Below are 23,030 nucleotides of genomic sequence, written 5' to 3'. Positions count from 1 at the left end.
GCCGACCGAGGTCGAGGCGGGGGCTCGTGCGTCCGTGGTGCCCGGCTGCCGGGACGACCGGCCCTCAGGCAGGGGTCAGACGACCAGGACCGAGATGTTGCCCTTGCCGTAGCCGGTCACGTCGAGCTCCATGTCGAGCCGCTGCACGTAGGCCAGGACCCACTTGTCGATGTCGGCCGGCAGGGTCTCGCGCGGGGCGTACGTCTCGTACAGCCGCAGGTGCGGGCAGCCGTCGTGGTTGAACAGCGAGGCGCCCACGTTGAGGATCTCGGTGGTGTTGTCGAACAGCATGGGCGAGATGAGCCCGGCCTCGACCGAGTCCTGGGCGGTGCGGGCCGGGATCAGCGCGATGGCCGCCCCCGTGTACGCCGCAAGGGGCATCTCCATGACGACGATGGCCCGCAGCTTGAGCAGGTCGTCGACGTACACGCCCACCACGGCACCCGGGTCCTTGTGCGGGTCCACCACGGGCGTGCCGACGGTGCCCTCCACGTCGCGCCCCAGCAAGCCCTCGAGCAGCTCGCGGACCTCGAGGGCCGCGGGCAGCGGGGTCGGACGCGTGACCTCGCCGGCGCTCATGCGAGGAAGGGATCGATCGTGTCGCGGAAGATCTCCGCGGTGAAGGGCTTGGCGATGAGGAACAGCGCGCCCGCGGCGTCGGCCTGCTCACGCATCTCGGTGGACCCCTCGGAGGTGACGAAGCCCAGCGGGGTCTCGATGCCCTCGGCGCGCATGCGTCGCAGCATGTCGATGCCGGTCATCTCGGGCATGTTCCAGTCCGAGAGCACGAAGTCGGGCTGCTCGGTCTTGACGTGCTCGAGGGCAGCGGCGCCGTCGGCGACCTCGCTGATCTCCCACCAGTCGTAGCCTGCCTGACGCAGGGTACGGATCACGATCTGCCGCATCACGCGACTGTCGTCAGCGACCAGGACTCTCATCGGTTCCACCTCGTTCGTGCTTCGTGCTGGGAAGGTCGCGGGTTCACGGCAGCTTCCACAGGCTGATGACCAGGGCACTTCCGCGCCAGTCGAGAGCGAGCTCGTAGATCAGGGCGTCCGGCAGCGTCGGCGGGCGGTCCTGGGTGACCTGGGGCAGCGTCAGCACCCCGGGCTCGGGGACCAACGACTTGACGTTACCCCCGACGACGTTCGCCACCTCGCCCAACGCGTCGACGAAGTCCTCCGGGGAGACCGGCTCGTCGGGCGTCATCTGGAGCAGCGCCCGGGCGAGCTTGTCGGCGGTGCCGCGCTCGGTCGTCAGCAGCACCCGACCCGAGGTCGTGCCGTTGACGTCGACCCAGGCGTGCATCGGGTCGACGAACACGGGGTCGGGCCCGTCCCAGTGACGCAGGTAGCCCTCCTCACCGTCGATCATCGCGGTGAACACCTCTTCGGTGATCACGTAGATCGGGTCTGTCCCCGCGAAGGCGGCGAGGTCGATGTCCATGCTCATGCTGACTCCTCGAGGTCGACCAGCCCCAGGAGCTGGAGCTTGTCGCGGACGGCGTCCGGGGTGAACGGCTTGATCAGGTACTCATGGGCCCCGGCCGCGAGGGCGCGGACGATCTGGCCCTGCTCGCTCTCGGTCGTGACCATCATGAGAGTCATGTCCCGCCACTCACGGTTCTGGCGGACCGAGGTCACGAACTCCAGACCGTTCATGACGGGCATGTTCCAGTCGATGCAGGCGAGGTCGATCTCGGTGCCCGACTCGAGGACGTCGAGGGCCTGGCGGCCGTCGCCGGCCTCGACCGTCTCGAAGCCCATGGATCCGAGGACCCCCGAGACGATCCGCCGCATCGTGCGTGAATCGTCGATGACCAGTGCTCTCATGCTGCCCTCCGCGCGGTGCGCCGGTAGACGGAGCCACGACCGACCGGGACACGTTCCCAGCCTTCGTCGACGCCGATGGTGGTCTCAGCCGCGCCGAGCAGGAGGTAGCCGCCGGGGCGCAGGACTCCCTGCACCTTCCGCAGCACGTCACGCTTGGTCGCGATGTCGAAGTAGATGAGGACGTTGCGCAGGAACACCACGTCGAACGGCCCTCCGGACGGCGGCGCGTCGAGCAGGTTGTGCCGCTGGAACGTCACCGCCTGCTTGAGCTGCGGAGCGATCTCCCAGTCCGCGCCGACCCGCACGAAGTGCTTGACGAGCATCGGAGCAGGGAGACCGCGGTTGACCTCGAGCTGGGAGTAGCGGCCCTGACGGCCGCGGGTCAGCATCTTCTCGTTGAGGTCGGTGGCCGTGATCCGCAGCGACTGCGGGGGCACGACGTCGGCGAGGGCCATGGCGATCGAGTACGGCTCCTGCCCGCTCGAGCAGGCCGCCGACCACACCCGCAGGCTCGGGGCGAACCCCGGGAGCCCGCCCTCGAGCAAGGAGGGCACCACGTGCCCGGTGAGGGCCTGGAAGGGCTGGGCGTCACGGAACCAGGAGGTCTCGTTGGTCGTGAGCGCCTCGACCACGGCCTCGAGGGCCGCGGGGCTGGGCGCGGCACGCAACGAGCGCACATAGGCGTCGACGTCGGCCGCTCCGGCCGTCCGGGCCAGGGGCAGCAACCGGCTCTCGACCAGGTACTCCTTGCCGGCCTCGAGCTGGATCGCACTGCGCCGCCGCACGAGGTCGGAGACGAACAAGAAGCTGTCGTTCGCGAGAGTCATCGCACCGTCACCCCCGCCTCGACGCCGCGCACCATGGCGGCAGCCATCTCGTCGAGGGGCAGCACGGCATGCGCGAGCCCCCCGGTTGCCACAGCACCAGGCATGCCCCACACCACGCTCGTAGGCTCGTCCTGGACGAGCATCGTGCCCCCGGCCAGGACCAGGTCCTCGGTGGCGGCGCGACCGTCGGATCCCATGCCCGTGAGCATCACGCCCAAGAGGTCACCGCCGAACACCTTGACCGCCGACCGGAACATGACGTCGACCGAGGGGCGGCAGAAGTTGACCGGCAGGCCCTGGGTGAGGACCGTGCGGGCCCCCGAGGCCGAGGGCTCGAGGGTGAGGTGCAGGTCGCCGGGGGCGATGTAGACGGTGCCCGGGCGCAGGTCCTGGCCCGCGGTGGCCTCGACCACGGTGCTGCCGCCGAGCCGGTCGAGGCGTGCGGCCAGCTGCCGGGTGAACACCGGCGGCATGTGCTGCACGACGACCACCGGCACGGGCAGCGGCGCGGTGATGCCGCGCATCACGTGCGACAGGGCCTCGGGACCGCCGGTCGAGGAGCCGACGACCACCGCGCGGACCTTGCGGACCTCGGGGCGGGGGCGGAGCACCACGGCACGGCGGGCAGGCGGCGCCGGGGCGGTGCGGGGGGCTCCCGCACCGGGGCGCTCGGGGGCGCCGGCGGGGCGGGGCACCAGGGCCTTGATCCGGGGGATCAGCTCGCTGGCGACCCGCTGGAGGGACTCGGTCACGCTGCCGACGTTCGCGGGCTTCGTGACGTAGTCCGTGGCACCGGCCGAGAGGGCGTCGAGGGTGGCCGTCGCCCCACGCTCGGTCAGTGTGGAGAACATGATGATGGGCATGCGGTGGCCCGCGCCGCGCAACGTGCGGACCGCGTCGATGCCGTCCATGACGGGCATCTCGATGTCCATGGTGACCAGGTCGGGGGCCAGCTGGCCGACCTTCGTCTGGGCGATCTGACCGTTGGCCGCGACCCCCACCACGTCGATGACGGGGTCGGAGGAGAGGGCGTCGGTCACGAGCCGGCGGACGACGACCGAGTCGTCGACCACGAGCACCCTGATGCGTGCCATCACACCTCCCGTTCGGCTGAGGGGACCTGCTGAGACCTGCTGTCTGCCGGTCCGCCTACTGATCGACCGCAGGGCGGTGGATGTGAGTGCTCGGCGGGGGTGTCTCAGAACCGAAAACGACCGACCTGCTCACGGAGCTGGGCCGCCATCGTCGCGACGTCGTCGGACCGGCCGCCCATGTGCTCGGCGTGCTCCGAGGAGGCCCTCGCCCCGCCCGCGACCTCGGCGATGGTCCCCGCGATCTCGGTCGATCCGGTGGCCGCCTCGGTGATCGAGCGGGCCATCTCGGCGGTGGTCGCCGTCTGCTCCTCGACCGCGCTGGCGATGGTGGTCTGGTAGTCGCTGATGCGGTTGACCACCTGGGTGATGTCCTCGATGGCGGTGATGGCGGCCTCGGTGCGCTCGGCGTTCCCCGCGATGCGCTGGGCGATGTCCTCCGCGGCGCGGGCGGACTCCTGCGCGAGCTCCTTGACCTCCCCCGCGACGACGGCGAAGCCCTTGCCCGCCTCACCGGCCCGCGCGGCCTCGATGGTCGCGTTGAGGGCGAGGAGGTTCGTCTGACCCGCGATCGAGGTGATGACCTTGACCACGTCGCCGATCTCGGCCGAGCTCGCTCCCAGGTCTGCCACGGTCGTCGAGGCCTTGCCCGAGAGGGCCACCGCCTCGTTCGCGACGGTCGCGGCGTCGTCGGCGCTCTGGGCGATCTCCCGGATCGAGGCGCCCATCTGCTCGGTGCCGGCGGCCACGGACTGGACGTTCCGGCTGACCTCCTCGGCCGACGCGGCCACCATCTCGGTGCGGACCTGCTGGTCGGCCGCCCCCGAGGAGACCTCGTGGGCCGAGGAGGCCATCTCGCGCGAGGTGCCGTCCAGAGCGGCGGCCCGCTCGACGACCCCGGCGAGGGTCGCACGCAACGAGGCCTGGGCGGTCGTGAGGGCCGTGGCCATACGCCCGATCTCGTCGCGGGTGGACACGTCGGCCGGGACCGTCAGGTCACCGTCGGCCATCGCCTCGAGGGAGCGCTGGACGCTGCTGACCGACCGCCGGATCGAGCGGGCGGTGGACACGCCGTAGATGATCACGATGAGCACCGCGATGCCGACCGTGGCGCTGATGATGCGCAGGCTCAGCGCAGCCCGGGCCGCGGCGGCGTCAGCCATGGCGTCCATGCGGACGGTCAGGTCGGCGAGCACCTGGTCCAGGGCGTTCTGGTAGCGCAAGGTGAGCGGCTCGGCCGAGATGCCGAGCACCCGCTCGTAGGCACCCTGGTCGTCGCCGCGGGCGGCAGGCAGCAGCTCGGTGTCGCGCACCTGGACCCACTGGGCACGGGCCTCGACGAACTCTGACCAGCCCTCGAGCTCGGCGCCCCCGGCAGCCTCGACCGCGGCGATCGACTCCTCGACCCGGGCGTCGGTGGTGTCCAGGCGCGCCAGCCAGGGTCCCCGCAGCCCCTCGGACTCGGCGGCCGCGACCTGCGCCACGATGCCGGTGCTGTGCGCCTGGTCCTCACGGATCCGGGTGATGGGCTGGGCGAGCTCCTGCTGCATGCGTGAGAGCTCGGCGGTCCCGCCGGCCAGCTCCTGCATGCCCGAGGCCGCCCGGACCCCGAGCCCGACGCCGACCACGGCGAAGATCGCCACGAGGGCCAGGATCTTGACCAGGATCGACAGGTCGGCGAACCACGAGCCGAGACGGCGCCGCGGCGTGGGCTCGCGGAGCTCGTCACGCGCGCCAGGGTTCTCGGGGGCAGGGTCGACATCGATCCCGCGCGTCCCCGAGCGTCGGCGGCCCTTCATCAGCATGACTACCCCTAGCGTCGTCGCGAGTGCAGCTGAGGGCAGGGCCGGACGCGGAGCGGCCTGGGCCTCCCTCTCCCGTGTGCCATCGACGCCGGGGCTCGGGATGTGACCGTTCTGCGAAGATCAACGGCTGGCGAACGGGTGATCATGCCCGGGGGCGGCCCGCACCGTGCGTGCGGACGCAGGACGGCCCGGCCCCCGGGGGTCGGGGCCGGGCCGTGGTCGCTGCGCGGGGTCGGGAGCCCCGCTGGTCTCAGTAGGTGAAGGCCGAGACCCGGGTCCTCAGGTCGGCGCTCATCTCCGCGAGCTCGGAGATCGCCGAGCCCATCTGCCCCAGGACCTCGGTCGAGGTCTGCGCCGAGGACGCGACGCCGGTGATGTTCGTGGCGATCTCCCCCGACCCGGTCGCTGCCTCGGTGACCCCGCGGGACATCTCGTTCGTCGTGGCGGTCTGCTCCTCGACCGCCGAGGCGATCGTGAGCTGGTAGTCGTTGATGCTGGCGATGATGTCGCTGATCTGACCGATCGCCGCGACCGCCCCCGTGGTGTCGCCCTGGATGGCCTCCACCCGGCGAGCGATGTCCTCGGTCGCCCGCGCGGTCTCCTGCGCCAGCTCCTTCACCTCACCCGCGACGACGGCGAAGCCCTTGCCCGCCTCACCGGCCCGCGCGGCCTCGATCGTGGCGTTCAGGGCCAGCAGGTTCGTCTGCTCGGCGATCGAGGTGATCACCTTCACCACGTTGCCGATCTCCTGGCTGGAGGTGCCCAGCTTGGCGACCGTCTCGTTCGTCGACGCCGCCACACCCGTGGCCTGCGAGGCGACCTTCGCCGCCTCGTTCGCGTTCTGCGCGATCTCCCGGATCGAAGCACCCATCTGCTCAGCACCAGCAGCAACAGCCTGCACGTTCCGCGACACCTGCTCCGCAGCAGCCGCCACCACACCGGCCTGCGCCGAGGTCTCCTGCGACCCGGCAGAGACCTGCGACCCCGAGGCCGACAGCTCCTCCGAGGCAGCAGCGATCGTCTGCGACGCCTCAGCCACCCCCGACAAGATGGCTCGCAGCGAGGTCTGGGCCGTCACCAGACTGTCGGCCATCTGACCGATCTCGTCGCGGCTGCTCACCGCGGGGACCACCGTCAGGTCCCCCTCGGCCAGGGCGTCCAGGGAGTCCTTGACCGTGCTGATGCCGTTGCGGATCGAGCGGGCGAGGAAGAAGCCGAGGAGCACGACACCGATGAACGAGGCGACGAGGAGGCCGATCACCAGGGTGGTCGCCTCGCGGGCCTCGGCGTGCGCACCCTCCGTGACGCTGTCCGTCTCGGTCATGATCTCCTCGGCGATCGCGTCGAGGCCGTCGAGGTAGGCGTTCTTCGCAGGCTCAGCCTCGTTGATCAGCACCTCCTGGAAGGTGGCCGCGTCCCCCGCGAGGGCCGCGGGGACCAGCTTGCTGTCGCGGATGTCGAGCCACTCGGCCCACCCCGTCGTGAAGACCTGCCAGTTCTCCGACATGGCGTCCGCCTGAGCCTCGACGAGGGCGATGTCCCCGGCGATCTCCGCGTCGTTCTCCGCCTGGGAGTCCAGCCAGGACTGCTTCTGGGCGTCGGTGTCCGCCGCGGCGACCTGGGCGATGATCATGCGGGCCTTGAGCTGGTTCTGGTGGACCAGCTGGACCGGGCGTCCTACCTCGCTGTTGATGTAGGCGAGCTCTCCCGTGTACCCGTCCAAGTCCTGAAGGTGGACGATCGACACGACACCGGTCACGGCCGCCGAAGCGGCGAGGATGCCGATGACGCTCAGGATCTTGGTACGGATCTTGAGGTTCCCGAACCACGAACCATGCGTCGCAGGCGCAGCGGGGGCGCCTGCCTGGGCGGCGCTGGTGGTCGTGGTCATGGGAAGCTCCTTCATCACTGGCGCCGGCGAGGGCCCGGCGGACGTGCACTTCCCATCGGCGAGCGCTGCAGGCTTGTGAGCCGAACCCTGCCGCGCACGGGTGAAATGCGACAAGGCGTTCGATACAGGGACGCATGGGATACGGGTGTGTATCGAGAAGTGTCGGCGCGGGTGGGGCCAGGCCTCCCCGGCACGGGGGCCAGGCCCCCACCCGTCCTGCGTCAGTAGGTGAAGGCCGAGACCCGGGTCCTCAGGTCGGCGCTCATCTCCGCGAGCTCGGAGATCGCCGAGCCCATCTGCCCCAGGACCTCGGTCGAGGTCTGCGCCGAGGACGCGACGCCGGTGATGTTCGTGGCGATCTCCCCCGACCCGGTCGCTGCCTCGGTGACCCCGCGGGACATCTCGTTCGTCGTGGCGGTCTGCTCCTCGACCGCCGAGGCGATCGTGAGCTGGTAGTCGTTGATGCTGGCGATGATGTCGCTGATCTGACCGATCGCCGCCACCGCCCCCGTGGTGTCGCCCTGGATGGCCTCCACCCGGCGAGCGATGTCCTCGGTCGCCCGCGCGGTCTCCTGCGCCAGCTCCTTCACCTCACCCGCGACGACGGCGAAGCCCTTGCCCGCCTCACCGGCCCGCGCGGCCTCGATCGTGGCGTTCAGGGCCAGCAGGTTCGTCTGCTCGGCGATCGAGGTGATCACCTTCACCACGTTGCCGATCTCCTGAGACGAGACCCCCAGCTTGGCCACGGTCTCGTTCGTCGTGGCAGCCACACCGGTCGCCTGCGAGGCGACCTTCGCCGCCTCGTTCGCGTTCTGCGCGATCTCCCGGATCGAAGCACCCATCTGCTCAGCACCAGCAGCAACAGCCTGCACGTTCCGCGACACCTGCTCCGCCGCAGCCGCCACCACACCGGCCTGCGCCGAGGTCTCCTGCGAACCCGCCGAGACCTGCGACCCCGAGGCCGACAGCTCCTCCGAGGCAGCAGCGATCGTCTGCGACGCCTCAGCCACCCCCGACAAGATCCCCCGCAGGGAGGTCTGGGCCGTGCGCAGGCTGTCAGCCATCTGACCGATCTCGTCGCGTCCGTCGACCCTCGCCTCGCGGGTCAGGTCACCCTCGCCCAGGGCCTCGAGGGCCTCCTGCATCGGCCGCAGCCGTCCCACGATCCCGCGCGAGAGCGCCAGGCCGAGAACGATCGCGAGGGCAACCCCCACGACGCCGATCCCGATCATCACGGCGGTGGCCTGGGCGACCTCGGCGTCGGACTCGGCGATCACCTCGTCAGCGGCGAGGTCCACCGAGTCGATCACGCCCTGGAGCGCGTCGCCGACCGCGGAGGTGAGCGGACGGACGTCTGCGACGTAGGCGTCGTGGTAGACGGTCGGGCCGTCCTCGACGAGGGGCTGGATGGCCGCGGCGCTCTCCTGGTACTGGGTGTAGGCCTCCTCGAGGGCCGAGTAGGCCACCGCGTCGGTGACGAACGGCTCGTACGCGGCGATGGCCGCGAGAGCGTCGGCGTCGAAGCCGGCCATGTCGTCGAGGATGCCGGCGCGGTCCGCGGGGGCCACGAGCCCGTACTCGAGCACCCGAGCTCGGCTGGCCTGGAACCAGCGCTGGGTGTCGTTCAGGTGCACCTGGGGGGTGATCGCGGTCTCGTTGAGGTTCGCCGCGTTGTCCCCGACCTGACGCATCGACCCCGCTCCGACCGCGGTCACGACCGCCAGGAGGAGGACGAGCATCGCGAAGGACGCGCCGATGCGGCGACCGACGGAGGCGTCGGACAGGCGCCCTCGACGCCGGGTCCCTGCGGACGTGGTGTTCTCGGGCATGCTGCTCCTCACATCGGACGTCCGGCACGAGCCGGGCGGTTGTCATCCCCTCCATCGGTCCGGTGGCCGGGGGGTTGAGCGCCCCGCCGCCCCAGGCGCGTGAGGAGTGCCACAGAGCGCCCCGAGGCGCGCTGCTCGGCGGGCGCACGGCGCAGGGCCCCGCCCTCCGAACGGAGACGCGGGGCCCTGCGGGTGTCAGGGTGCCCGGCACGGGCTCCCTGCGGTGGTCCTGACAGTCGGTGACGGTCCTCAGTAGGTGAAGGCCGAGACCCGGGTCCTCAGGTCGGCGCTCATCTGGGCGAGCTCGGAGATCGCCGAGCCCATCTGCCCCAGGACCTCGGTCGAGGTCTGCGCCGAGGACGCGACGCCGGTGATGTTCGTGGCGATCTCGCCCGAGCCGGTCGCGGCCTCGGTGACCCCGCGGGACATCTCGTTCGTCGTGGCGGTCTGCTCCTCGACCGCGCTGGCGATCGTGAGCTGGTAGTCGTTGATGCTGGCGATGATGTCGCTGATCTGACCGATCGCCGCGACCGCACCGGTGGTGTCGCCCTGGATGGCCTCCACCCGACGAGCGATGTCCTCGGTCGCCCGCGCAGTCTCCTGCGCCAGCTCCTTGACCTCACCCGCGACGACGGCGAAGCCCTTGCCGGCCTCACCGGCGCGGGCGGCCTCGATCGTGGCGTTCAGGGCCAGCAGGTTCGTCTGCTCGGCGATGCTCGTGATCACCTTCACCACGTTCCCGATCTCCTGGGACGAGACCCCCAGCTTGGCCACGGTCTCGTTCGTCGTGGCAGCGACCCCAGTCGCCTGGCTCGCGACCTTGGCCGCCTCGTTCGCGTTCTGCGCGATCTCCCGGATCGAAGCACCCATCTGCTCAGCACCCGCAGCAACAGCCTGCACGTTCCGCGACACCTGCTCCGCCGCAGCCGCCACCACACCGGCCTGCGCCGAGGTCTCCTGCGAACCCGCCGAGACCTGCGACCCCGAGGCCGACAGCTCCTCCGAGGCAGCAGCGATCGTCTGCGACGCCTCAGCCACCCCCGACAGGATCCCCCGCAGGGAGGTCTGGGCCGTCACCAGGCTCTGCGCCATCTGACCGATCTCGTCCTGCGAGTCCACCCCGGGCGCCACGGTCAGGTCCCCCTGAGCGAGGGCGTCCAGCGAGACCTTCACCTTGCCCACCGAGCGGGCGATGCTGCGCGCGACGACGACGCCGAGCGGGATGGCGATCGCGAGGCCGATGAGGATCGCGGCGAGGCTCATGATGCGCGCCTGGGTCGCCGTCGCCTGTGCCTCGGCCGCCACCATGCCGATGTAGCCAGCCAGACCGTCCTCGACGAACTCGAGGTCGGCCACGAAGGCATCGATGAGGGGCTGCCCCTCGGCGAGCCGAACCTCCTCGAAGGTCACCCGGTCCTCCGCGAGCGCGGCGGGAATCATCTGCTGGTCACGGACGGCCTTCCACGCCTCCCAGTTGGCCAGGAAGCTGTCCCACTCGGGCATCCGCGCGTCGGCGGCGTCCAGCGCCGTCGTGACATCGGTGGCGGCGGTCTCGAGGTCGGCATCGGTATCGTCGATGCGGCCGATCCACTCCTGGCGCTGCTGCTCGCTCGCCGCGGCGGCGACCTGGGCGATGAGCATGCGCGCCTTGAGCTCCTCCTGGTGCACGAGAGCGATGTTGGTGCTGAGACCCACCTGGATGTCGGCGAGGCTCTCAGCGTCCGCGGCCACCCCTCGCAGGTTCGTGTCCGCGACCACGCCCGCGACGATCGAGGTCAGCGCGAGCACCCCGACGACGGCGAGCACCTTGGTCGCCACCCCCAGGTCGGTGAGGCGGCGGAACCCACGCCGAGGGGTGCGATCCGCAACGGTGGCGGAAGACGAGGACGTGCTGGACATCGGGGCTCCTTCGAAGCTGTTCGTTGAGGGGGACTGCCTCTCTCATCGGCCCCGGACGGCGGCTTGTGAGATGCGACAAGGCGGTGGTAACCGATGTCACCCGGTTCCACCGCCTCGTCGTCCCTCGGCGCCCCACGGCGCCCGGATCACCTCAGTACGTGAACCCCGAGACGCGTCCGCGCAGGTCGGCCGCCATGCGGGCGAGCTCGCCCATCGCGTCCTGCATCTGGGCCACGACCTCGCTCGAGGTCGAGGCCGAGCTCGCGACCCCGGTGATGTTGATCGCGATCTCCCCCGAGCCGGTCGCGGCCTCGGCGACCCCGCGGCTCATCTCGTTGGTGGTCGCGGTCTGCTCCTCGACCGCCGAGGCGATCGTGAGCTGGTAGTCGTTGATCGCGGCGATGATCGTGGAGATCTCGCCGATGGCCGCGACGGCCGAGGCCGTCTGGTTCTGGTTGGTCGCGATCCGCGCGGCGATGTCCTCCGCAGCGCGGGCGGACTCCTGTGCCAGGTCCTTGACCTCCCCCGCGACGACGGCGAAGCCCTTGCCCGCCTCCCCCGCGCGGGCTGCCTCGATGGTCGCGTTGAGGGCCAGCAGGTTGGTCTGCTCGGCGATCGAGGTGATGACCTTGACCACCGCGCCGATCTCCTTGGCGCTGGCCCCGAGCTCGCTGACCGTCGTCGCCGTCGAGTGCGAGAACTCCACGGCCTGGGCGGCCACCTTCGCGGCCTCGTTGGCGTTCTGCGCGATCTCACGGATCGACGCACCCATCTCCTCGGCGCCCGCGGCGACCGACTGGACGTTGCGGCTGACCTGCTCGGCAGCGGCAGCGACCACCCCGGCCTGGGCGCTCGTCTCCTCCGACCCCGCCGCGACCTGGGCGTTCGAGGCCGAGAGCTCCTCGGAGGCTGCCGCGACCGTCTCGGCGGTCTCGATGACCCCGCCGAGGGTCTCGCGCATCGAGGCGAGGGCCTTCGCGGAGGAGGCGGCCATCTGGCCCAGCTCGTCGCACTCGTGCACCTCGGCGACCACGGTGAGGTCCCCGGTGGCCATGGCGTCGAGGCTCGCGCTCACCGAGCGCAGGCCCCGGGTGATGCGGCGCGTCACCTGCACCGCGAGGAGGGTCGCGGCCACGGCGGCCACCACGAAGCCCACCGAGAGGGCCACGAGGGCCATCGCGATCTCAGCCCGTGCGTCGGCCATGATCTGCTCGACCCGGTTGCTGATCTGGCTGTCGGCCAGGCTCAGCGCCCGGCCCGCGTGGTCCGGGTCGCCCGCGGCCGAGCCACGCAGCGCGGCCTCGAGGCCGGCGAGGTCTCCGTCCATCACGAGGGGCATGACGGTCGTGTCGCGGTAGGCGGTCCAGGCCTCCCACCGGGTCACGAAGTCGGCCCACTGCTGGGTGTCGGACTCCGGGTAGCTGCTGACGGTACCGATGAGGTCGGCGGCCGTGCGGTCGTTCCACGCCGAGGAGGTCAGCACCTGCTCGCGCGAGGCGTCGTCGGGGGCCGAGGCCGCCCGGCGCACCAGGAGGTGGCTCTGGGCCTGCGCGGTGCGCAGCTCGGCCATCGAGGTCTGCAGCTCTCCGGTCAGCCGCTGCATGGTCGCGAGGTTGTCACCCGCACGGACCAGGGCCACGGCCCCGAGACCGCCGACGACGGCGAAGGCCAGGCCGAGCACTGCGACAGCGGCCCCCACCTTGACGGCCACCGGGCGGTTCCAGAACCACGCCGCCCTGACCCGCGGCGTCGTGCCGGTCCCGACGTCCGTGGACGTCTGGTGCTGGTCCTTCTGCTGGGCGCTCACCGGAGCTCCTCCTCGCTGTAGTAGCCGCTCTCGACGAGGACGGGCTGGTAGTTCTCGGCCGTGACGACCTGCGGGGCGAGCAGGTACGAGGGCACGACCATCACGCCGTTGTCGTAGGAGGTCACGTCGTTGGTCTCGGGCTCCTCACCGCGCAGCAGGGCGTCGACCATGGAGACCGCGACCTCGGCGAGCTGGCGGGTGTCCTTGTAGATCGTGGAGTGCTGCTCACCCGCGATGATGGACTTCACGGAGGGGACCTCCGCATCCTGCCCCGGGACCACCGGGTAAGGCTGGGCCGAGGTGCCGTACCCGGCCTCGGCCGTGACGCCGAGCAGGGCCAGGCTGATGCCGTCGTAGGGCGAGAGGATGCCGTCGAGCCGCAGGTCCGCGTAGGCAGGCATCAGGGTCTGCATGCGCTCGGCTGCGGTGTCACCGCTCCAGCCCTGGGTCGCGATCGCCGCGAAGTCGGTTTCCCCCGAGGGGACGACGAGCACCCCCTCGTCGAGGTAGGGCTGCAGGACGCTCATCGCGCCCTCGTAGAAGACGGTCGCGTTGTTGTCGTCCGGGGAGCCGGCGAACAGCTCGACCGCGAACGGGCCGTCCTGGTCGGTGTCCTCACCGTTGGCGTCGACCGCGCCGAGCCCTTCGAGCAGCGAGGTGGCCTGCTGCACACCGACCCGTGCGTTGTCGAAGGTCGCGTAGTAGTCGATGTCCGCCGAGTCGCGGATCAGGCGGTCGTAGGAGATCACCGGGATGTCCGCGGCGCCGGCCTCGGCGAGCACGCCCTTGAGCGCCGTCCCGTCGATCGCACCGATCACCAGGGCGTCGACCCCCGCATCCACCATCGCCTGGACCTGCTCGACCTGGGTCGGCACGTCGTCCTCGGCGTACACGAGGTCCACCTCGTGGCCGAGGGACTCCAGCTGGGCGGTGACGTTCTCCCCGTCGGCGATCCACCGCAGCGAGGTCGTGGTCGGCATGGCGACGCCCACGCGCTGGGTCGCGGTGGACCCCTCGTCCACGCCGGCGACGGCACACCCGCCGAGGGCTGCGGCCAGCCCACCCACGACGACGGCGACGGCCGCGGTCCTTGCTCTGCTCACGGTTCCTCTTCCTTCGACAGCTCGATGGAGGAGCGTTCGAGGACGGGTCAGCGGTGCGACCCACCCTCGGCGGTCCTCGGTGACCACATGCTGGATCGGCCACCGCGACCCCGTGATGAGGGGGACGGCTGGACCCGAGGGTCACGATCGGGTCGCAGGGCACGGGTACGCACCGGGCACTCAGGACCAAGGGCCCGGACGCACGAGCACCCCTGCCCGGTCCGGGCAGGGGCGCTGGTGCGTGCGTCGCCGGCGTCGGGGGGCCGACGCGAGGACCTCAGTAGCGGAAGGTCGAGACCTTGGCCCGCAGGTCGGCGCTCATCTGGGCGAGCTCGGCGATCGAGGTGCCGACCTGGCCGAGCACCTCGCTCGAGCTCGACGCCGAGCTCGCGACGCCGGTGATGTTGACCGCGATCTCCCCCGAGCCGGCGGCAGCCTCGGTCACCCCGCGGGACATCTCGTTGGTGGTCGCCGTCTGCTCCTCGACCGCGCTGGCGATCGTGAGCTGGTAGTCGTTGATCGAGGCGATGATGTCGCTGATCTGACCGATCGCCGCCACCGCCCCCGTGGTGTCGCCCTGGATGGCCTCCACCCGACGAGCGATGTCCTCAGTCGCCCGAGCCGTCTCCTGCGCCAGCTCCTTGACCTCACCCGCGACGACCGCGAAACCCTTGCCGGCCTCACCGGCGCGGGCAGCCTCGATCGTCGCGTTCAGCGCCAGCAGGTTGGTCTGCTCGGCGATCGAGGTGATGACCTTCACCACGTTGCCGATCTCCTGCGAGGAAACACCCAGCTTGGTAACCGTCTCGTTCGTCGTCGCCGCCACACCCGTGGCCTGCGAAGCGACCTTCGCGGCCTCGTTCGCGTTCTGGGCGATCTCCCGGATCGAGGCACCCATCTGCTCCGCACCAGCAGCAACAGCCTGAACGTTCCGCGACACCTGCTCCGCAGCAGCAGCCACCACACCAGCCTGAGACGACGTCTCGTCGACCCCCGCGGCGACCTGCGAGCTCGCGCTCGACATCTGCTCCGAGGCGGCAGCGATGGTGGCCGAAGCCTCACCGACGGAGGACAGGGTCGACCGCAGCGACCCCTGGGCGGCAACGAGGGCCGAGGCCATCCGGCCCACCTCGTCACGGCTGCGGACGTCGAGGTTCGCCGTGAGGTCACCCGCGGCGAGTGCTTCGAGGGCTGCCCCCACCTCGTTGACCGGGCGGACGATCTGGCGCGTGACCAGCAGGGCCACGCCGACACCGACCACGACGCCCACCAGCAGCAGACTCACGAAGACGGTGATTGCCCGGCTCGAGGTGCTGGCGGCCTCGCTGGCGATGCCACCGACGTAGGCATCGAGCCCGGCCTCGGACTCGTCGAGGGCGGCGACAGCAGCATCGATCAAGGGCTGGGCCTCGGCGAGACGAGCGGTCTCGTAGACCCCCACCTGCCCGGCCAGGGCCGGCGGCACGAGCCGGGTGTCGCGGACCTGCTTCCAGGCCTCCCAGTTCTCGACGAAGACGGGCCAGGACGGCTCGGCGTCGCCGACCAACGTGGTCACGCGGGTGATGGCGTCGTCGATCACGGCGTCCTGCTCCGGGATCATGTCCGCCCACTGACGCTTCTGACCGCCGCTGGCAGCGCCGACCACCTGGGCCATGATCAGACGTGCTTCGTTGACCTCGGCCTCGATGAGCGAGAGGTCCTTGCCCACGCTGGACTGCACGTCGACGACGGTCTGCGTCGAGGCAGCAGTCGCCGCCATCGACGTCACCGCTAGCGCTCCTGAGCCCAGGGCGACCACGGCGAGGGTCGCCACCGAGGTCAGGATCTTGGTGCGGATCGAGCGGTTCGAGAACCAGGACCCCCGGGGGGTCGTGGTGGGGCCGTCCTGGCCACCGGTCTGCGCAGTCATCCGTGCTCCTCGCGAGGTCGGGCGCCCTCCTGGCGCCGGAGACGACATCGGCCGGGATGCCCTCGCGATGAGGGCATCCCGGCCGGGCAGACGAGTGATCTTCATCCGGTCCCGTCGGACGCCGAACGGTCAGACGCGGAAGGCGCCGACCTTGGTGCGCAGGTCCTGAGCGATCTGCGCGAGCTCGGCGGTCGCGGCGCCGACCTGGCCGGTGACCTCGCTCGTGGTGCTCGCTGCGGTGGCGACACCGGTGATGTTGACCGCGATCTCCCCCGACCCGGTCGCGGCCTCGGTGACCCCGCGGGACATCTCGTTCGTCGTGGCGGTCTGCTCCTCGACCGCCGAGGCGATCGTGAGCTGGTAGTCGTTGATGCTGGCGATGATGTCGCTGATCTGACCGATCGCGGCGACCGCACCGGTGGTGTCTCCCTGGATGGCCTCCACCCGACGAGCGATGTCCTCGGTCGCCCGCGCAGTCTCCTGGGCGAGCTCCTTGACCTCACCGGCCACGACCGCGAAGCCCTTGCCCGCCTCACCAGCGCGGGCAGCCTCGATCGTGGCGTTCAAGGCCAGCAGGTTCGTCTGCTCGGCGATGCTCGTGATGACCTTCACCACGTTGCCGATCTCCTGCGAGCTCGTGCCCAGCTTGGCGACCGTCTCGTTCGTCGACGCCGCCACACCCGTCGCCTGGCTCGCGACCTTCGCGGCCTCGTTCGCGTTCTGCGCGATCTCGCGGATCGAAGCACCCATCTGCTCCGCACCAGCAGCCACCGCCTGCACGTTGCGGCTCACCTGCTCCGCAGCAGCCGCCACCACACCAGCCTGCGCCGAGGTCTCGGAGGATCCGCTGGCCACCTGCGCGTTCGAGGCCGACAGCTCCTCCGAGGCAGCTGCCACGGTCTGGGCCGTCTCGACCATGTCCGAGACGAGGGTGCGCAGACGCTCCTGGGCCTCGCCGAGGGACTCCGCGAGGCGCCCGAGCTCGTCCCGGCCCGCGACCTCGACCGTGTGGGTGAGGTCGCCGTCGCCCAGGGCGGTCACACCGGCCTGCACGGCGTCCAGGCGCCGGGAGATCGAGCGCGAGACCACGAAGGCCAGGCCGAACGCGATGAGAAGGCCCAGCACCCCCGCGATGACGACCTCGCGGACCACGGAGCTGGCGATGGCGTTGTTGTCAGCACGCCGCTGCGCGGCCTGCTCCTGCTGCGCGACCGTCTCGACCTGGATGGCCTCGACGACCCCTGTGGTCAGAGGCCGGATCGTGGCGTTGAAGTAGCTGGCGAAGGCCTCGTCCTCCCCCGCGTCGGCGAAGGGGAAGAGGTCGTCGTACGCCGCCGCGTAGTAGGCGTCGAGGGCGGCGACGATCGCGTCGACCCCGCCGGGCACGGCCTCACCGGCGCGGTAGGTCTCGATCTGCGCGTCGAGGTCGGCCTCGCGCTCCACGAGCTCGCTGACGAGCTCGGCGCGCGTGGCGTCGTCGGCGATCGCGTACTGGATGACCCGCGCCCGGTCCCCCTGGTAGGAGCGCTGGATCTCGGTCAGCTGCTGCATCGGGACGACGTCGTCGACGTAGAGGTCCTCGGTGCTCGCCGCGAGCTGGGACACGGACGCGACGGACACCGCGCCCACGACCACGGTCGCGACCGCCATCGCCGCGACCGAGGTCAGGATCTTGGTCCGGACGGCGCGGTCGGCCCACCACGTGCGTGGACCGGTCGAGGGGGTAGACATGAAGAGCTCCTAGATGTGCGGCCTCGCGGACGCCGGGGCGACGTCGATCAGCAGATCGGCCGGGGTGCCCTCGATGTGAGGGCACCCCGGCCGCGGCTCGGGACGAAGGACCTGGCGCTGGGTCGGTGCTGCCGACCCGAGCGGGCGCCCGGTCAGAAGGTGAAGGATCCGATGCGGGTGCGCAGGTCCTGGGCCATGCGGGCCAGGTCGTCGGTCGCCGAACCCATCTGCCCGGTGACCTCGCTGGTGGTGCTCGCAGAGCTGGCCACACCGGTGATGTTCGTGGCGATCTCGCCCGAGCCGGTGGCAGCCTCGGTCACCCCGCGGGACATCTCGTTGGTCGTGGCGGTCTGCTCCTCGACGGCCGAGGCGATGGTCAGCTGGTAGTCGTTGATCGAGGCGATGATGTCGCTGATCTGACCGATCGCCGCGACCGCACCGGTGGTGTCGCCCTGGATGGCCTCCACCCGACGCGCGATGTCCTCCGTGGCCCGAGCCGTCTCCTGCGCCAGCTCCTTGACCTCACCGGCCACGACGGCGAAGCCCTTCCCCGCCTCACCAGCGCGGGCGGCCTCGATCGTGGCGTTCAGGGCCAGCAAGTTCGTCTGCTCAGCAATCGTCGTGATGACCTTGACCACGTTGCCGATCTCCTGGGAGGAGACCCCCAGCTTGGCGATCGTGTCGTTGGTCGTGGCAGCCACACCGGTCGCCTGCGAGGCGACCTTGGCCGCCTCGTTCGCGTTCTGAGCGATCTCCCGGATCGAGGCACCCATCTGCTCGGCACCCGCAGCCACCGCCTGCACGTTCCGCGACACCTGCTCCGCAGCAGCCGCCACCACACCAGCCTGCGCCGAGGTCTCCGCCGAGCCGCTCGCCACCTGCGCGTTCGACGCCGACAGCTCCTCCGAGGCAGCCGCAACCGCCTCCGAGGTCTCCCGGACCCCCGACAGGATCGCCCGGAGCCCGACCTGCGCCGTCTCGAGGGAGGCCGCGACATGGCCGATCTCGTCACGACTCGTCACCCCCGGAGCCACGGTCATGTCACCGCGGGCCAAGGCCTCGGCGGTGCGCTGGACCCCGGCGAGGGAGTTCCGCGCCCGACGAGCGGTCACCAGGGCGAGGACGACGACGACCGTGCCGGCAAGCAGCACCACGAGGGCGTTACCCATCATCGCCGCGGTCTGCGACGCCTCGGTGGCTGCGACGAGCGCATCGCTGCGGGCGTCGAGGGAGGCCAAGAGCTCAGTGGTCAGCGCACCGATCTGGTCGTAGATCGGGTAGACGACGTCGATGATCTGCCGGTCGGCCTCCGCGATGCTCGCGTCGGAGTCGAGGGCGTACATGGCCGCGACGTCGTCGTCGGCCACGAAGAAGTCGGCCCAGAGCGTCTCGATCTGCGCCATGGTCTCGGCCTCGGCCGGGGTCAGTACCGAGTGGTCCACCGACGCGAGAGCCGCGCGCAGCCCGTCCGCCGAGGCGAGGTAGCCCGCCCGGTTGAGGTTGTCCGCCGCGACGGCCTCGGCCCCACCGATCTTGTGGGCGTCAGCCGCATAGGCCACCTGCCAGCCGGTGACGTCAGAGTTGTAGACACGCACCTCCTGGACGGCCGCCTGGGCAACGGCGAGGTCCTGGACCTGCTCGACGTTCGCGATGAGGCCCTGGCTCGAGAACGTGGCCCCGATCCCCACCAGGAGCGCCGCGCCGAAGCCCACCGCACCGACCAGGAGGATCCGGCCCCGCAGGCCGAGGCGGACGCCGCGCGCACCGCCCGACGCGCTCATGCCGCGGTGGCGGCGTCGACGTCCAGGGCGAGCAGGAGGCCGCGGTCGAGCTTGTAGGCCCCGACCACGACGTCGCGCAGTCCACCGTCGAGGGTGTCCGGCGGCGTCTCGAACTGCGAGTCCTCGACGTCGATCACGTCACCGATCTCGTCGACCAGGAGGCTCACCGGCTCCCCGTCGACCTGGACCACGACCATCATCGGCTCGGCGTCGGGCGCGAGGGGCTCGAGCCCCAGCCGCACGCGCAGGTCCACGGTCAGGACCACCTGGCCGCGCAGGTTCACCAGGCCCGCGATGCCGGGCGGAGCCACGGGCACGGGGGTACGGACCTGCGAGCGCAGGGCCTCCTGGACGTGCAGCACGTCGACGCCGTAGTGCGCGCCGTCCAGCACGAAGGTCGCCAGCTGTCGACTCATCTCACACCCCTACCAGTGCGCCACGGCCGGCGGCCGGGCTGTTGATGTCGTCCGGGTCGAGGGGCCCGTGCTGGGACGGGACCTCGACGTCGGTGAAGAAGTACGGGTCCACGGCCACGACCGCCGACTGGATGTCGAGCAGCTCGGTGACGCGGTCCTTGAGGACGGTCGAGCCCATAAGCCCGTGGTCGCCCAGGTCGTAGTGCTTGGCGGCGTCGTCGTCCACGATGTCGACGATCTCCTCGACGACGATCGCGACGCTGCGCGCACCGCGGGTGTAGACCACGACGGTGAGCTCGTCGTCCTCGGCCACGGCCATGCCGTAGGAGGAGCCGAGGCGGACCACCGGGGTGATCGAGCCGCGGTACTGGACGACCTCGCGCCCACCGGCGTGCTCGATGGCGGTCGCAGGGATCTTCTCGAGCCGGGTGACGGCCGAGAGGGGGATCGCGACGCGGCGGCCGTCGCCGACCCCGGCCACGAGCACCTGGACCGTCTCGACGGCCTCGACCGTGGCACTGGCCCGCGAGCCACGCTCGGCCTCGCCGATCTCCCCGGCCATGGACCGGCGGGCGATCGCCTGGACGTCGAGGATCAGCGAGACCCTGCCGTCGCCCAGGAGCGTGGCGCCCGCGTAGAGACCGATGGACTTCAGACGCGCGGAGAGCGGCTTGACGACGATCTCCTCGGTGTTGAGGACCCGGTCGACGATCAGGCCGAAGCGCTGGGTGTCGGCCTGGAGGACGGCGATGACGGTGCGCACACCCTCCTCGCGCGGCCCGGAGCCGAAGACCTCACGCAGGTCGACCAGCGGCAGCAGGTCCCCGCGCAGGCGGTAGACCGGCGCGGACCGGATGTACTCGATCGAGCTCTCGTTGGTCTGGGCGTCCAGCGCCACGAGCTCGACCAGGCTGACCTGGGGGATCGCGTAGAGCTGCTCGTCGCAGACGATCGTCAGCGCAGGCATGATCGCGAGGGTCAGGGGGATGCGCAGGCGCCAGGTGGTGCCCTTGCCGACGCTCGAGTCGACGTCGACGGTCCCGCCGATGCCCTCGATCTTGGTGCGCACCACGTCCATGCCCACGCCGCGGCCCGAGACGTTCGTGACGGCCTCAGCCGTGGAGAAGCCGGGCAGGAAGAGCAGCTGCAGCAGCTCGGCCGGGGCCATGGCCGCGACCTGCTGGGGGGTGCGCAGCCCCTTCTCGACGGCCTTGGTGGCGACCCGCTCGTGGTCGATGCCCTTGCCGTCGTCGGTGACCTCGACGACGACCTGGCCGCCCGCGTGGTAGGCGCGCAGGGACAGCAGGCCCTGGGCCGTCTTGCCCGCGGCGGTGCGGTCCACGGCGGACTCGATGCCGTGGTCGATCGCGTTGCGGATGAGGTGGGTCAGCGGGTCCTTGATCGCCTCGAGGAGGCTGCGGTCGAGCTCGGTGTCGCCACCGACCATCTCGAGCCGGACCTGCCGGTCGCAGGCGGCAGCGAGGTCGCGGACCATGCGCGGGACCTTGGACCACACGTGCTCGATGGGCTGCATGCGCGTCTTCATGACGCCCTCCTGCAGCTCCGAGGCGATGAGGCTGAGGCGCTGCGAGGCACGCACGAGGTCGCTGCCGGCGCTGTCGTCGGCGAGGCGGGTGATCGCGTTGCGGGCCAGCACGAGCTCGCCGACCTGACGCATCAGGGCGTCGAGCAGGTCGACGTCCACGCGGATCGAGGCGTCGGCGGCCGAGCGGCTGGGCTCGCCGGCGGACTCGTTGCCCGCAGCCTTGGCCGGGGTGGCCTTGGCGGGGGTCGGCTTGGCGGCCGGGGTCTCGGCGACCGGAGCAGGCTCCGGGGTCGGCGTCGGCTCGGGGGTCGGCTCGACGGTGGCCTCGACCGACGGCGCGGCCGGGGCCTTGGCGGCGGCCGGGCGCTTGACCGCACGGATCTTGCGCGGCGCCTTGGCCTTCGCGGCCGGCTCGGCGGCCGGCTCGGGCGCCGGGGCGGCGACCGGCTCGGCGACGGGCGGGGCGACCTCGGCCACGGGAGTGGGGTCGGCCGGCGCCTCGGGGGCGGGGGTCGGGTCGGGCACGGGGGTCTCCTCTACCTGGTCTCGCTGCTCGAGGACCACGCGGATCCGCTCGACGGTCGGGGCGACGTCGACGTCGCCCTCGGTCGACGTGGACTCGATCGCCTGCAGGATGGAGCGCACGCCGTCGACCATCTCGAGGAGCACGTCCGTCGTCGGCAGGTCCATCGAGCGGCGGCCGTCGCGGAGCTCCACGAGGAGGTTCTCCCCCGCGTGGGTCAGCTTCTCGAGCTTGCCGAAGGCCAGGAACCCGCTGGTGCCCTTGATCGTGTGGATCGTGCGGAACACGCTGCTGAGCAGCTCGCGCGACTCCGGCGAGCCCTCGAGGGCCACCAGGTCCGAGTCGAGCTGGTCGAGGTTCTCGTGGCTCTCCACGAGGAACTCGCGGACGATCTCGTCCAAGTCCTCCACGTCAACCTCCAGGCCGAACGGTGCGACGGTTCTCCGTCACATGCTGGAGGTGTATTCGGCCGTCCCGCGAGGCTTGTGAGTGATCCCGCCGGGTGAGGCCGCGGCACTCCCCAGGCTGCCCCACCCCACCCACCCAGCCCACCCCAGCCACCCTGCCCCGCCCACCCCAACCCCCCTGCCCGGCCCACCCCAGCCGCCGAGGTCGCACCTCTGCACCGAGGACGCACATGCGCAAGGACGACCTCGGTGCAGAGGTGCGACCTCACCGCTCGCGGAGAGGATGCAGCGAAGGGGGCTGGGGCGCCAGGGGAAGAGCCACGATGAGGGGCGGGCAGGAGCTCAGGGGGGCGCTCGGCCCGGGGGTCAGGCCTCGGGGGTGGGGGGGCGCAGGGCGCGCAGCGCGTCGGCGACGGCGTCGTCGGCCGCGGCGGCCTCGGTGTTGGCCTTCTCGACGGCCTCGAGGACCTCGGCGCGGTTGACGCGCACGTCACGGGGGGCGTCGATGCCGATCCGCACCCCGTCGTTGCGCACGTCGATCACGGTGATGACGATGTCGTCACCGATGACCAGGCGCTCTCCGACGCGTCGACTCAGGACCAGCATGCTCGCGAGGGTAGTCGCTCACGTCGC

At 71.1% G+C, this 23,030-nt stretch carries 18 protein-coding genes; all 18 read right to left on the bottom strand.

Features of this window, described 5'->3' with window-relative positions; genetic code table 11:
* Positions 1 to 75 precede the first annotated feature (75 nt).
* Positions 76 to 579, bottom strand: a complete 504-nt coding sequence (locus tag J4G33_RS05720) for a hypothetical protein (protein WP_208054965.1) — start codon at positions 577 to 579, stop codon at positions 76 to 78.
* Positions 576 to 938, bottom strand: coding sequence for a response regulator (locus tag J4G33_RS05715; RefSeq protein WP_208054964.1), 363 nt, complete (start codon positions 936 to 938; stop codon positions 576 to 578). The genes J4G33_RS05720 and J4G33_RS05715 overlap by 4 nt, the downstream gene beginning before the upstream one ends.
* Positions 939 to 981: 43 nt before the next feature.
* Positions 982 to 1,452: a chemotaxis protein CheX gene (locus J4G33_RS05710; protein WP_243758636.1), complete on the bottom strand. Its 471-nt coding sequence runs from the start codon at positions 1,450 to 1,452 to the stop codon at positions 982 to 984.
* Positions 1,449 to 1,832 (bottom strand): response regulator, encoded by a 384-nt coding sequence (locus tag J4G33_RS05705; protein ID WP_208054963.1) that lies wholly within the window; start codon positions 1,830 to 1,832, stop codon positions 1,449 to 1,451. Before J4G33_RS05705 ends, J4G33_RS05710 begins: the two co-directional genes overlap by 4 nt.
* A complete protein-coding gene (locus J4G33_RS05700; RefSeq protein WP_208054962.1) occupies positions 1,829 to 2,659 on the bottom strand; it encodes a CheR family methyltransferase in 831 nt (276 codons plus the stop codon). Before J4G33_RS05700 ends, J4G33_RS05705 begins: the two co-directional genes overlap by 4 nt.
* Entirely contained in the window at positions 2,656 to 3,753 is a 1,098-nt protein-coding gene (gene cheB, locus J4G33_RS05695) for a chemotaxis-specific protein-glutamate methyltransferase CheB (protein ID WP_208054961.1), read from the bottom strand. Before cheB ends, J4G33_RS05700 begins: the two co-directional genes overlap by 4 nt.
* Before the next feature lie 104 nt (positions 3,754 to 3,857).
* The gene (locus tag J4G33_RS05690; protein ID WP_208054960.1) at positions 3,858 to 5,555 is read right to left on the bottom strand and encodes a methyl-accepting chemotaxis protein; all 1,698 of its coding nucleotides are present in this window, start codon (positions 5,553 to 5,555) and stop codon (positions 3,858 to 3,860) included.
* A 250-nt stretch (positions 5,556 to 5,805) separates the two neighbouring features.
* Positions 5,806 to 7,446 (bottom strand): methyl-accepting chemotaxis protein, encoded by a 1,641-nt coding sequence (locus tag J4G33_RS05685; RefSeq protein WP_208054959.1) that lies wholly within the window; start codon positions 7,444 to 7,446, stop codon positions 5,806 to 5,808.
* Positions 7,447 to 7,667: 221 nt separating this feature from the next.
* Positions 7,668 to 9,275, bottom strand: a complete 1,608-nt coding sequence (locus J4G33_RS05680) for a methyl-accepting chemotaxis protein (protein WP_208054958.1) — start codon at positions 9,273 to 9,275, stop codon at positions 7,668 to 7,670.
* Positions 9,276 to 9,524: 249 nt separating this feature from the next.
* Complete coding sequence (locus J4G33_RS05675) at positions 9,525 to 11,174, bottom strand: methyl-accepting chemotaxis protein (protein WP_208054957.1); 1,650 nt, start codon at positions 11,172 to 11,174, stop codon at positions 9,525 to 9,527.
* A gap of 151 nt (positions 11,175 to 11,325) precedes the next feature.
* Positions 11,326 to 12,981 (bottom strand): methyl-accepting chemotaxis protein, encoded by a 1,656-nt coding sequence (locus tag J4G33_RS05670; protein ID WP_208054956.1) that lies wholly within the window; start codon positions 12,979 to 12,981, stop codon positions 11,326 to 11,328.
* Positions 12,978 to 14,084 carry a multiple monosaccharide ABC transporter substrate-binding protein gene (gene chvE / locus J4G33_RS05665; RefSeq protein ID WP_307793765.1) on the bottom strand — a complete coding sequence of 369 codons (1,107 nt, stop codon included), beginning with the start codon at positions 14,082 to 14,084 and terminating at the stop codon, positions 12,978 to 12,980. The genes J4G33_RS05670 and chvE overlap by 4 nt, the downstream gene beginning before the upstream one ends.
* Before the next feature lie 277 nt (positions 14,085 to 14,361).
* Positions 14,362 to 15,993, bottom strand: a complete 1,632-nt coding sequence (locus J4G33_RS05660; RefSeq protein ID WP_208054955.1) for a methyl-accepting chemotaxis protein — start codon at positions 15,991 to 15,993, stop codon at positions 14,362 to 14,364.
* A 129-nt stretch (positions 15,994 to 16,122) separates the two neighbouring features.
* Entirely contained in the window at positions 16,123 to 17,724 is a 1,602-nt protein-coding gene (locus J4G33_RS05655; RefSeq protein ID WP_208054954.1) for a methyl-accepting chemotaxis protein, read from the bottom strand.
* A 152-nt stretch (positions 17,725 to 17,876) separates the two neighbouring features.
* Entirely contained in the window at positions 17,877 to 19,505 is a 1,629-nt protein-coding gene (locus J4G33_RS05650; RefSeq protein ID WP_208054953.1) for a methyl-accepting chemotaxis protein, read from the bottom strand.
* Entirely contained in the window at positions 19,502 to 19,921 is a 420-nt protein-coding gene (locus J4G33_RS05645) for a chemotaxis protein CheW (RefSeq protein WP_208054952.1), read from the bottom strand. The genes J4G33_RS05650 and J4G33_RS05645 overlap by 4 nt, the downstream gene beginning before the upstream one ends.
* 1 nt (position 19,922) lies before the next feature.
* Complete coding sequence (locus tag J4G33_RS05640; RefSeq protein WP_208054951.1) at positions 19,923 to 22,400, bottom strand: chemotaxis protein CheA; 2,478 nt, start codon at positions 22,398 to 22,400, stop codon at positions 19,923 to 19,925.
* A 363-nt stretch (positions 22,401 to 22,763) separates the two neighbouring features.
* A complete protein-coding gene (gene csrA, locus J4G33_RS05635; protein WP_208054950.1) occupies positions 22,764 to 23,003 on the bottom strand; it encodes a carbon storage regulator CsrA in 240 nt (79 codons plus the stop codon).
* Positions 23,004 to 23,030 lie beyond the last annotated feature (27 nt).

It is taken from the genome of Actinotalea soli (genome assembly GCF_017565425.1).
In the GTDB taxonomy this organism is placed as follows: domain Bacteria; phylum Actinomycetota; class Actinomycetes; order Actinomycetales; family Cellulomonadaceae; genus Actinotalea; species Actinotalea soli.
This window is presented reverse-complemented; position numbering and strand designations above follow the sequence as displayed.

Coding starts and splice junctions, on each gene's coding strand:
- J4G33_RS05720 (WP_208054965.1), bottom strand. CDS start 579: ATGAGCGCCGGCGAGGTCACGCGTCCGACCCCGCTGCCCGCGGCCCTC.
- J4G33_RS05715 (WP_208054964.1), bottom strand. CDS start 938: ATGAGAGTCCTGGTCGCTGACGACAGTCGCGTGATGCGGCAGATCGTG.
- J4G33_RS05710 (WP_243758636.1), bottom strand. CDS start 1,452: ATGAGCATGGACATCGACCTCGCCGCCTTCGCGGGGACAGACCCGATC.
- J4G33_RS05705 (WP_208054963.1), bottom strand. CDS start 1,832: ATGAGAGCACTGGTCATCGACGATTCACGCACGATGCGGCGGATCGTC.
- J4G33_RS05700 (WP_208054962.1), bottom strand. CDS start 2,659: ATGACTCTCGCGAACGACAGCTTCTTGTTCGTCTCCGACCTCGTGCGG.
- cheB (WP_208054961.1), bottom strand. CDS start 3,753: ATGGCACGCATCAGGGTGCTCGTGGTCGACGACTCGGTCGTCGTCCGC.
- J4G33_RS05690 (WP_208054960.1), bottom strand. CDS start 5,555: ATGCTGATGAAGGGCCGCCGACGCTCGGGGACGCGCGGGATCGATGTC.
- J4G33_RS05685 (WP_208054959.1), bottom strand. CDS start 7,446: ATGACCACGACCACCAGCGCCGCCCAGGCAGGCGCCCCCGCTGCGCCT.
- J4G33_RS05680 (WP_208054958.1), bottom strand. CDS start 9,275: ATGCCCGAGAACACCACGTCCGCAGGGACCCGGCGTCGAGGGCGCCTG.
- J4G33_RS05675 (WP_208054957.1), bottom strand. CDS start 11,174: ATGTCCAGCACGTCCTCGTCTTCCGCCACCGTTGCGGATCGCACCCCT.
- J4G33_RS05660 (WP_208054955.1), bottom strand. CDS start 15,993: ATGACTGCGCAGACCGGTGGCCAGGACGGCCCCACCACGACCCCCCGG.
- J4G33_RS05655 (WP_208054954.1), bottom strand. CDS start 17,724: ATGTCTACCCCCTCGACCGGTCCACGCACGTGGTGGGCCGACCGCGCC.
- J4G33_RS05650 (WP_208054953.1), bottom strand. CDS start 19,505: ATGAGCGCGTCGGGCGGTGCGCGCGGCGTCCGCCTCGGCCTGCGGGGC.
- J4G33_RS05645 (WP_208054952.1), bottom strand. CDS start 19,921: ATGAGTCGACAGCTGGCGACCTTCGTGCTGGACGGCGCGCACTACGGC.
- csrA (WP_208054950.1), bottom strand. CDS start 23,003: ATGCTGGTCCTGAGTCGACGCGTCGGAGAGCGCCTGGTCATCGGTGAC.